9 protein-coding genes are annotated in these 9,909 nt (G+C 27.0%); 6 read left to right on the top strand and 3 right to left on the bottom strand.

Annotated elements, in window-relative coordinates; genetic code table 11:
* Positions 1 to 99: 99 nt before the first annotated feature.
* Together Q0H31_RS12120 and Q0H31_RS12125 are read right to left on the bottom strand one after the other, a co-directional pair.
* Positions 100 to 1,734: a 6-hydroxymethylpterin diphosphokinase MptE-like protein gene (locus tag Q0H31_RS12120; protein WP_295298544.1), complete on the bottom strand. Its 1,635-nt coding sequence runs from the start codon at positions 1,732 to 1,734 to the stop codon at positions 100 to 102.
* Positions 1,731 to 2,483 carry a DUF3108 domain-containing protein gene (locus Q0H31_RS12125; protein WP_295298546.1) on the bottom strand — a complete coding sequence of 251 codons (753 nt, stop codon included), beginning with the start codon at positions 2,481 to 2,483 and terminating at the stop codon, positions 1,731 to 1,733. The genes Q0H31_RS12120 and Q0H31_RS12125 overlap by 4 nt, the downstream gene beginning before the upstream one ends.
* Before the next feature lie 128 nt (positions 2,484 to 2,611).
* On the opposite strand from Q0H31_RS12125, the gene fmt reads away from it, so the two are divergent.
* The 6 genes from fmt to Q0H31_RS12155 all read left to right on the top strand — a co-directional run bounded on the left by fmt (position 2,612) and on the right by Q0H31_RS12155 (position 9,383).
* A complete protein-coding gene (gene fmt, locus Q0H31_RS12130; RefSeq protein WP_295298547.1) occupies positions 2,612 to 3,550 on the top strand; it encodes a methionyl-tRNA formyltransferase in 939 nt (312 codons plus the stop codon).
* Positions 3,551 to 3,580: 30 nt separating this feature from the next.
* Complete coding sequence (locus Q0H31_RS12135) at positions 3,581 to 4,228, top strand: PASTA domain-containing protein (RefSeq protein WP_295298549.1); 648 nt, start codon at positions 3,581 to 3,583, stop codon at positions 4,226 to 4,228.
* A 387-nt stretch (positions 4,229 to 4,615) separates the two neighbouring features.
* On the top strand, positions 4,616 to 5,416 hold the full coding sequence (locus Q0H31_RS12140) for a class I SAM-dependent methyltransferase (protein WP_295298550.1): 801 nt from the start codon (positions 4,616 to 4,618) through the stop codon (positions 5,414 to 5,416).
* A gap of 21 nt (positions 5,417 to 5,437) precedes the next feature.
* Entirely contained in the window at positions 5,438 to 7,153 is a 1,716-nt protein-coding gene (locus Q0H31_RS12145; RefSeq protein WP_295298552.1) for a DUF342 domain-containing protein, read from the top strand.
* 90 nt (positions 7,154 to 7,243) lie between these two features.
* Positions 7,244 to 8,236: a D-glycero-beta-D-manno-heptose-7-phosphate kinase gene (gene rfaE1, locus Q0H31_RS12150; protein ID WP_295298554.1), complete on the top strand. Its 993-nt coding sequence runs from the start codon at positions 7,244 to 7,246 to the stop codon at positions 8,234 to 8,236.
* Positions 8,237 to 8,252: 16 nt separating this feature from the next.
* Entirely contained in the window at positions 8,253 to 9,383 is a 1,131-nt protein-coding gene (locus Q0H31_RS12155) for a hypothetical protein (RefSeq protein WP_295298556.1), read from the top strand.
* 5 nt (positions 9,384 to 9,388) lie between these two features.
* Here Q0H31_RS12155 and Q0H31_RS12160 read toward each other — a convergent pair whose 3' ends face one another.
* The gene (locus tag Q0H31_RS12160) at positions 9,389 to 9,781 is read right to left on the bottom strand and encodes a hypothetical protein (protein WP_295298558.1); all 393 of its coding nucleotides are present in this window, start codon (positions 9,779 to 9,781) and stop codon (positions 9,389 to 9,391) included.
* Between the last annotated feature and the right edge of the window lie 128 nt (positions 9,782 to 9,909).

The raw sequence follows: 9,909 nt of genomic DNA on the forward strand, positions 1-9,909 counted from the left end.
ATTATGATACACCTATGCTATACTTTAAGAAATTAAGGAATTCCTAACTGCAATATGTCTGGCTCCTGTGCATAAAAAAGATATTTATATAAATTATACTTAATCTATTAAATCATATACATCATTATACCATTTGTTTATATAATCTTTTAACTCATCATATTTTATTTTTCCTTCCATAAATGCATCTCTATGCCAAGGCGAAATCATATTTAATATTTCATCTATATCAAAATTATCAGAATTATTAAAGTTATTAGAGTTAATAGCTTTTATCAATAATTCTAATTTATTTTTTAATAGTTCTTTGTTTTGTTTTTCTTCTACACACTTATAATCTTTTAATTGTTTATCATAGTTTTTAATATCATCATATATATTTACATTGTTTATTTTTGCTGATTCTTTTGTAAGTGTAAAAAAATCTATATTTTTTGATAAATCTGCAACTAAACTTTCAAAATGAGTTTTATAACTTAAAAGCGAAGAGGAAGTATTTCTTAAACAATCATCAAAGCATTTTATTTTGTTATCATCATTTAATCTTTTATATTTTTTTGCTTCAAATGTGTTTATCTTATCGCTTGTAATAAAATCTAAAGCTATTGCGTTTGAATATTTTGAATGGCTCTTATCATCAACATGACAAAAATCGCACCCTGCAAGAAGAATATATTTAGGATTCAAAAACTCTGCTATTCTTAAAGCAGGCATTATAACGCTTCCTTCCATAGGAAAATAAATATTATTTTGTGTATTGTATAATATTTTTTCAAGGCTTTCATTATGCGAGAAAAAAAACTTCCTTTCTTTTTTTATGCTGTTTATTGGGTATGATGTATGAGTTGTAAACAGCAATATATTCTCTTCCTTAAAAAGGCTTAATATATGTATTAGAGAATAAAAGCCTCCGTCTGTGGACACTACTGCATTGGGTTTTATGTTGTTATTAAGAAGCGTGTTTAATGAATGAGATACTGCCAAAACAAAATGAGTTTCTGATAGCTCTTTTATTTTTTCTATATAATTATCTATAGAAGCTCCTGCAGACACTAAAAGAAGCGGTGTGTGTTTATTCAAATAATTTTTAAAGCTTTCTATAGAATAATTAGAATGCATATTATAAATAATGTTTCTTGCCCATATAGGAGCAAAATAGTAATTAGATGTGAGAGACATTAATCTCTCTTTTATTATGTTTGACAATTGTATTGTAATATTATCATAATAGCTTTTGTTTTCTTCGCTAATATTAGAAGCTCTTATATGTCTTATAACCACAAGTTTTTTAACATTATCTTCTCTAATAAAGTTATTAAAAAAGAATAAAACATCATTTTCTTCTGACAATATAATTATTCTATCAGCGTTCTTTATTTCTATATTTGAAAGTATAAGTTTTAATAACTCTATATCTTTTTCTATTATGACAGCTTTATTTTTAGTGTTTAATGACAAAAAATAATCTATATGATAAAAAGAAGCTACAGACAAAAATATAGCTATATAATCTGAATTATTATTTTTTATATACTGCTCTATTAATCTTTTAGCTTCTTCCATAGGTGCATAAAGAGAAGTAAGAGCTTTATTTTTATATGATACACTTATTAAATTATTTTTATTAAACTTTATTTCATAACTATCATTATTATTAATACTTTCAATTTTTTTTATAGTATTTATGTTATATTTATTTAGTTTTAAAGTGTCTATGTTTTTTTTTAATATCATTTTCCGTCTTTATACTCTCTTATAATACCTCTCACTCTAATAGTAAGACCATATAATTTTTGCTCTGCTATTATAACATCTAAAGGCACTTGATTATATTTATCTTTTGCTATTAAAGCATCTGTACCATATTTACCATTTTCATATACTCTAACAGTCTGTAGTTTATTTCTTTCCAATTTTGTTTTTAACTCTCCACCGTTTTCTATTATAAATCTAATATCCTTTTTTACATTTTTACCTTCAAGCCAATTAATCTTAAAAGTACCTATATTTTTATCAACAAACCTCATAAAAAATACCAATGATAAAGCATCAAAAGCAAGTCCATCATAACTTACTTTTTCATCAGTTGTTCTTTTATCATTATAAATAAAATATTGTTCTTTATGATTAAATTTTAAAGTTTCATAATTAGTCCAATCACCCTCTTTAGCATCTTTAGTTAATAGCAAAGGAGTAAAGTCATTTGTAGATACCCAAGCCTCAAATACATCGCTTACTTTATAAACAAAATTAGCTGCCCCTGTACTATATACATGAGCATATAAATGGTAAGCAGGTACACCGTCTACATTACTAATTGCTAATACTTTAGCTTCAAGCACCCCAACCTTTCCGCTTATATTAAACTCCGGCACCTGTGCTAAAACATCATATTTAATATACTCTCCAACCTTGAAATTTTGATTATAGCAAAAAAGCAAATTAGATATTAATATTGTTAGTGTAAAAACATATTTAATCATAAACATTCCTCTTAATTAGGTTTCATAAATTTATTATAAAACAATAAAATAAAAACACAATTATAAAAATATTTTCTTCATTTCTATTATAATTGACTTTTAAGCATATTACAGATATAATAAACCCCATGTATAATGTAATAATAGCCGGTTCTACAGATTTTACATCAGATTGTATCTTACAATTAATGAAAATGAATAATGTAAATATATCAGCAGTAATCTCTACAATAGACACAAAAAAAGATAGAAAAGGAAATATTATCCCAAACCCTGTAACAGTTACAGCATTAGAAAATAATCTTAATTTATTGAAACCAGAAAATATTAACAGCGACGATTTTTATAATACATTAGTTGATTTTAATGCTGATTTTTTTATAGTTGTAGCTTATGGAAAAATACTTTCAAAAAGAACATTGTCTATACCCAAAATAATGCCTATGAATATTCACGGTTCACTTTTGCCTATATTAAGAGGTGCAAGCCCTGTTGAACATGCTTTGCTTTATGGATTTGACAAAACAGGCACTACATTACAAAAGATGGATTATAAGCTTGATGAAGGCGATGTTATATTGCAAGATGAGTTTGATATAGACAGTAGTTGGCAATTTAACGAACTTTATGAGCAAATTAAAAAAAGCGGAGTTTACATCTTAAAAGAGTTCTTCGATGATGCTAATAAATACATACATAATCTAAAAAAACAAGATGACAGCAAAGCTACTTATTGTACCAAAATAAAAAAAGAAGATGGAAGGCTATATTTTAATAAAACTGCTTTAGAGCTTCATAATATGACTAAAGCCTTTGTACGCTGGCCTGTTGCTTATTGTTATTATAATGATGTTTCTATAAAGGTTTTTAAAAGCGAATATAAAGAAAGCAAAAATAACAGCAATGATTTTGGTAAGATAGTTCATGTTGATAATGAAGGCATACATGTTCAGGCATTATATGGAATATATATTATAAAAGAGCTTCAGAGAGAAGGCAAAAAAAGACAAAGCGTAAAAGAGTTTTTATGCGGCAATAAATTAAATATAAATGAATATTTTAATTGATATAAAATAAATGGAGTAATAATTATATTTATGAAAGAGTTATTTAAAAAAATTAAGTCTAAGGTTAATAATTTTTATAATGCTTATATAAAGAAGTTTATGAATAAAATACTTCCTAAGGGAATATTGACAGAAGATAAATCTCTTTTAGTGATAAAAAGGCTAATAATTTTTGCTATATTTTTATTTGTTTTACAGGGAATAATAGTTTCTGTTGTTGTTTTTATAGTAGTAAAAGCTGGAGGAGAGTCTTTTGTGCTTCCTGATGTACAGGGAGTTGAGGCTTTTGAAGCTTTTAATATACTCGCCAAAGAAGATATGAATTTAAATATACAATCACATTATTTCAAAGATTATCCATTAGGCACAATAGTAAGCCAAGAGCCTAAAGGCGGAATGAGAGTAAAAAGAGGAAGAACAGTTTATTTGGTTGTAAATGTGCCAGAGCAGACTTTAGTAAAAATGCCTGAGCTTATAGGAAAAACATATGACGAAGCTGTTAGTATAATATCCAATGATATTATTTCAAAAATGCCTAATGTTAAAATACTTCCGAAAGTTGATGATAATAATTCAGATTATGATAATAATGTAGTATTGTCTCAAGTTCCTAATGCTAATGAAGTTATAACAATAAATACAGAAATTATATTAACTGTTAATAATAAGACAGAGTAATATTTTCAGTATATATTTAACTATTTGTATATGTTTTTAAGTTTGTTTTACTTTTATGCGGAAAAATTGTAAAAACAGGTATTAAATTTATAAATTTTTTATAAATGCAATCAATTAAACTTTTATATTTGAAAATACATTATTAGCAAATTGTATCTAAATAAAATATAAATTTTTGAGTTATACCTAAAATGCTCAATTTAATTGCCAAAAGAGCATCAGTATTACAGAATATGCGTATCAGTTGGGAAAAACCTCCTCAAACAACAAAACTAAAAACAAAAAAATTGACAAAATGTAATCACTTTACTATATTATTTATATAAAAATTCTTAATTACTAAAGAATTATAATTTATTTCCGATTTTAGAATGGAAGAGGTATACTGTGGAAAAACGAAAATGTGAATTTTGTCATAGCAATGAATATCAGCCCTATATAAAAACCGATTTAGTAAGTTATAGTAAATGTTCAAATTGCGGACTCATCTTTCAAGACCCTATTATCACTCAAGAAGAAATAGATGCTATATACGATGATAACTACTTTGAATATGAAGTAGCTAATCATGATAATTTTTTTGCATTAATACAGCTTGCTCTAAAAGACATAGGTTTTGAAAGAATAGAAAATGAACTTCCAAATAAAAATGTATTAGATATAGGCTGTGCTACTGGTATGACTCTTAATTATCTAAAAAGTAAAGGTTATAATACTACAGGTATAGAGATTTGTTCAGCTTCTGCAGAGTATGCAAGAAAACATTATAATTTAAATATTTATGAAAAGCCTCTTATAGATATTGGTTTTCCTGATGATTATTTTTCTTTTATACACTTTTCTCATGTTATAGAACATGTACCGAATCCTGCTGATACTTTAAAAGAGATTTACAGAATACTTGCTAAAGGAGGTTATTTAGCAATTACTACTCCAAATGCTGATGGAATGTTTGCAAAAAAATATGGTGCTAATTGGAGAGCTGTTATGCCTCAGCATTTATGGTTATTTTCAAAACCTGTACTTTCTAATTATTTAAAACAAGTTGGGTTTAATATAATAAGTGATTTTTCTTGGGGAAGTATACCTATAGAGAAAAACTCTAATAAAATAATAAAAAAGTTTTTTGATAAATTTGTGAAAAAATTTAATAAAGGCGATGTTATGCTTTTCTTATGCAAAAAGTAATTTAATAATAAGGAGATAAAAATGACTAATAGTAATCTTAATATTGATAAGAGTAATTATGAATTTGCTTTTGATGATTCTATTGACATAAGAGAAGTATATGACAAAGTTGTTGATTCTAATAGCGATGATCAAAGTTTATATGATGAACTTTTAAAATATTATGTTGTACCCGGAGTGCAGGTATTAAAATCGATATCAAAAAGAGAAGGTATAAAAGCCGGAAAGAATGTAAAATTTGATAAAATGACAGGAGTATACAGAAGCACTACTTATGGTTATGTATCATATAATGGCGTAAAATCTGTATCGATTATTCCTGTTATTAATGTTTCTTATAAATGGAGAGGCGTATTAGTGCTTCCTCCGCAGAAAGATGCAAAGAGGCAGCTTACTCTTGAAGAGATACAGATGATGATTTCTGAAATACCTATAAAGCTTATGGTTGATTATGATAAAATTACTGAACTTGTAGAACGCAATTTTAAAAATAATGAGGGAGTTTGCTGCGTATTTGTTGAAGGAAGAAAGCCTGTTGATGGTAATGTTCAGAAGGTTGTTTTAGATTATGATTTATCTATAGGAACAGGAAAAAAGTCTGAAGATGGTTCTATAGATTTTAAAGAGAGGAGTTTTGTACATAATATAGATGCTAATATTCAAATAGCACATTTTATTCCAGAGAAGCCTGCTGTTGATGGACTTGATATATATAATGAAGTGATGAGTGCCAATTTTGATGAGGATACTTGTTATAAGATTGGTAATAATCTTAAAGTTGATGATGACGGCATTACTATACGAAGTGCTATTAGGGGTATACTTGTAAACAGCAGCAATAACACTTTATCAGTTAGTGATACTGTTGAGATAGATAAGGTTGATTTATCTACTGGAAATATAGAGGTTGATGGCTCAGTTATTATCAAAGAAAATGTTACTCCGGGTTTTAGTATAAAGACAGAAGGAAATATAGAAGTTTATGGTAACATAGAAGATGCCAAAATAGATTGCGGAGGTAATTTAATAGTTTCCGGAGGTATTATTGGCGGGCCTGACAGCGATATTAATATAAAAGGAAAAATTTATTCTTCTTTTATAAGAAATGCTAAGATTATGTGTAAAGATGATGTTATAAGTCAGCAGATAGTTAATTCGGATATTTCAACAAGCAATAGAGTAATAGCATTAGAAGGCAAAGGCGTTATAATTGGAGGCTCCATCAAGGCAATGAATGGCGTTTGGGCTAAAAGTATTGGGGCTATAAGTGAGTCTAAAACTACTATAATGGTTGGAAGAGACCCTGAAGCTGATGCTTTATTTAAAGAGATTACAAATACTCTAAAAACTAATAAAGAAGAGATTAATAAAATTAAATCTTTATTAGGTTCTGAATATTTTAGAGACCCTAAATCATTTATCGCAAGAATAGCTCCAGAGAAAAGAGATGCCATAAAAGGAATATTAAAAAGAATTACTGATATCATAAAAGAAACTAAAGATTTAGAACAAAAAAGAAATGAAATGTCTGAAGAGTTTGAAAGATTATCAAACAGCACAATCACTGCTATGGAAGGTTTTTTCCCTGGCGTTACAATATATATATCTAGTATAAGAAAATATATTACAAATAAAATATCTGGTACGGAATATTTTTATTCTAAAGAAAAGAGAGATATTTCTGAGAAAGCTCCTAAGCATTTAGATGAAGCAGAATATACAAGACAAGATAGTTAATATATATGTTTTTTCATCATTTACAAATTTATTTATTTTGTTTATAATATTCATTATTATTATTATTATAATTATTAGGATATTTTATATATGAAAATAAAAGATATTGTCAAAGCAAGAGTATTAGTAATCGGCGATTTAATGTTGGACAGATTTACTTATGGTGATGTTATGAGAATATCTCCGGAAGCACCTGTTCCTGTTTTGCACGTTAATCATGAAGAAAATTATTTGGGCGGTGCTGGAAATGTGGCAAGAAATATTGCTTCATTACTAAATATGGAAGGAAGAGGCGATATAGGAATTATTGGAGTTATAGGTAACGATAAATCTGCTGAAACAATTATAGAAAGTATGCATAATTGGAATATATCTAATGCGGGCATAATAGTAGATGATACAAGAACTACTATAACAAAAACGAGAATAGTTGCAGGCACTCAGCAAATAGTGAGAATAGATGAAGAAAATGTAGAACCATATTCCAAAGACATTTATAAAAAAATAGAAAATGCTTTTTTAGACAGATTAAAAGAATATAATGTTGTTATTATAAGCGATTATGCCAAAGGGGTTATCACTAAAGAAATAGCAAAAAAAATAATAGACACTTGCAACAAAAACAATATACAAGTATTAGTTGATCCTGCCATAAAACATTTTTCTTATTATAAAAAGGCTACTTTAATGACTCCAAACTTAAAAGAAGCTGTGGAAGGCTCTGACAGTAAAATACCTTTTTATAATTTTAATACAGATTCTATAAATAAATTAGGCAATGATATAGTAAAAAAATTAGGTTTATCGAAACTTATGATTACACTTGGTGCCAATGGTATGGCATTATTTGATAAAGATATACAAACATTTAAAGATGAAGTTTATATAATACCCACTAAGGCTAAAAGTGTATTTGATGTTTCTGGTGCGGGGGACACTGTTATATCGGTACTTGGAATGTGTCTTTCTGTTGGTTTTTCTTTTAAAGAGGCATCTGAAATTGCTAATACTGCTGCAGGTGTTGTGGTTGGAAAGAGGGGTACTTCTACTTTAACTTTAGATGAACTTACTAAAGCTTTATGAGGATTATGTTTTATTTATGAAGAAAATAATTTTTCTAATGATTGTTTTATCTATTTCAATATTGGCATGTCTGCCTAAACCTCCTATTGCTCCTGCAAAAACTGTTACAGAACTTACGCTTGGAAAAGATATTTATGTGTATAAAGATGAAATAGTGGATTTAAATAGTCCAAAAATATATGAGGTTAATGGAGAGTATTATTTTGGTGATTTTTATTATATTAAAGATAATACTGTTTATGCTATAGATGTTTCTAATTCTAAGATGGTTATAGCTAACGGAAGCAATGTTAATTCTTTTAATTTGGAATATAAAAGTCTTGAAACTTCTAAAATATCTTTCATAGACAATAATAATAATATATATATAACAGGATACAATTTAGCATATATTGGAGATATTACAATTACGAATGTATTAATGTCTCTTCCTTCAGAAGGTCCTTCTGTTGAAGGTAATGATGTGCCTGATATAAAAACTTATATTATACAGGTAACTAACACTAATTATACAAAAGTAGGACTTGTTTCTTTAAATAAAATATCTCCCGAAGGAAAAACATTATACAGCATATCATCTATAATAGATAATGAATATGAAAAGGTGATAAAACTAATTTATTTAAAAGATGATAAATTTGCTGTATTAAAAAGAGATGACAAAAGAATGCCTATATTAGATGTATACAATATTAACACTGGGGCAAAAGAAAATAGATATATTTTAGACAATGTAGAAACTACAGATGAAGCTACAATGTCTTATAGAGAAATAGTTGACTGTAAATATATAACAGAAAAGGAAGTTTTAGCCATTCTTACTATGAGTATAGAAAACGGCAAGCATAAAGAAGATATAATATTTACATCATCTCTGGATAATTTTGCTTTAAAAGAGGCTTATAAGCTCCCATCAAGAGATAATGCTCTTGCTGTTGGTATGTCTGATAATGGAAGAGTGATATATACAGGTATGGATAATGGGCTTTATTTTATCATTAAAACTAATCCGTTTGTATCGCAAAACTTCAGCAAAGAATATTTGGGCACTGATGATTTTAATAAATTAAGAGGAATTAATATGTTTAATGACTCTATTTACGGATTTTTATTTGAAGATGGTAAAATAAAATTCAATAATTTTTAAAAAGCTTATTGAACTTTTGAAAGCTTTCCTTCTGTTATAGTGTTATCAGTATTGGTAATAGTTAATGATAAATAATCTTTATTAAAATCAAATACATAATTATTTCCATCTTTTTGTGCATTATATGAATCATCATTTACTTTAGTCAATTCTTCATTTACTATATTTACATTTTTATCACAAATATTTTCGCCTTCCATTATTACATTAATTGAATTATTTTCATATACTGTTACTGTAGCGGTGTTAACAATTAATTGTTTTTCTGAAACGAGTGTTGTATTAACACTTCCTCTATATGTGCCTTGATATTTATTTACACCTGCATTATTTTTGCAAGAATATATAAAAATAAAGATAGATAAAAATATTAAAATTTTTTTTATTATATTTTTCATAAATAATATAGTTCCTTGTTTAATACAATATTATTTAAATTTAAAAAATTAGGGGCTGTCCTAGATAACTAAAAAAGCTCCTTTTTTGCTAAATTATATATAATTTCCAATTGTTTTTCAACTTTAGG

The sequence above is a fragment of the uncultured Brachyspira sp. genome, from assembly GCF_934747485.1.
In the GTDB taxonomy this organism is placed as follows: Bacteria; Spirochaetota; Brachyspiria; order Brachyspirales; family Brachyspiraceae; genus Brachyspira.

Bases quoted from the DNA above. Each gene is read 5' to 3' on its own strand.
- Q0H31_RS12120 (WP_295298544.1), bottom strand. From the start codon at position 1,734: ATGATATTAAAAAAAAACATAGACACTTTAAAACTAAATAAATATAAC.
- Q0H31_RS12125 (WP_295298546.1), bottom strand. From the start codon at position 2,483: ATGATTAAATATGTTTTTACACTAACAATATTAATATCTAATTTGCTT.
- fmt (WP_295298547.1), top strand. From the start codon at position 2,612: ATGTATAATGTAATAATAGCCGGTTCTACAGATTTTACATCAGATTGT.
- Q0H31_RS12135 (WP_295298549.1), top strand. From the start codon at position 3,581: ATGAAAGAGTTATTTAAAAAAATTAAGTCTAAGGTTAATAATTTTTAT.
- Q0H31_RS12145 (WP_295298552.1), top strand. From the start codon at position 5,438: ATGACTAATAGTAATCTTAATATTGATAAGAGTAATTATGAATTTGCT.
- rfaE1 (WP_295298554.1), top strand. From the start codon at position 7,244: ATGAAAATAAAAGATATTGTCAAAGCAAGAGTATTAGTAATCGGCGAT.
- Q0H31_RS12155 (WP_295298556.1), top strand. From the start codon at position 8,253: ATGAAGAAAATAATTTTTCTAATGATTGTTTTATCTATTTCAATATTG.
- Q0H31_RS12160 (WP_295298558.1), bottom strand. From the start codon at position 9,781: ATGAAAAATATAATAAAAAAAATTTTAATATTTTTATCTATCTTTATT.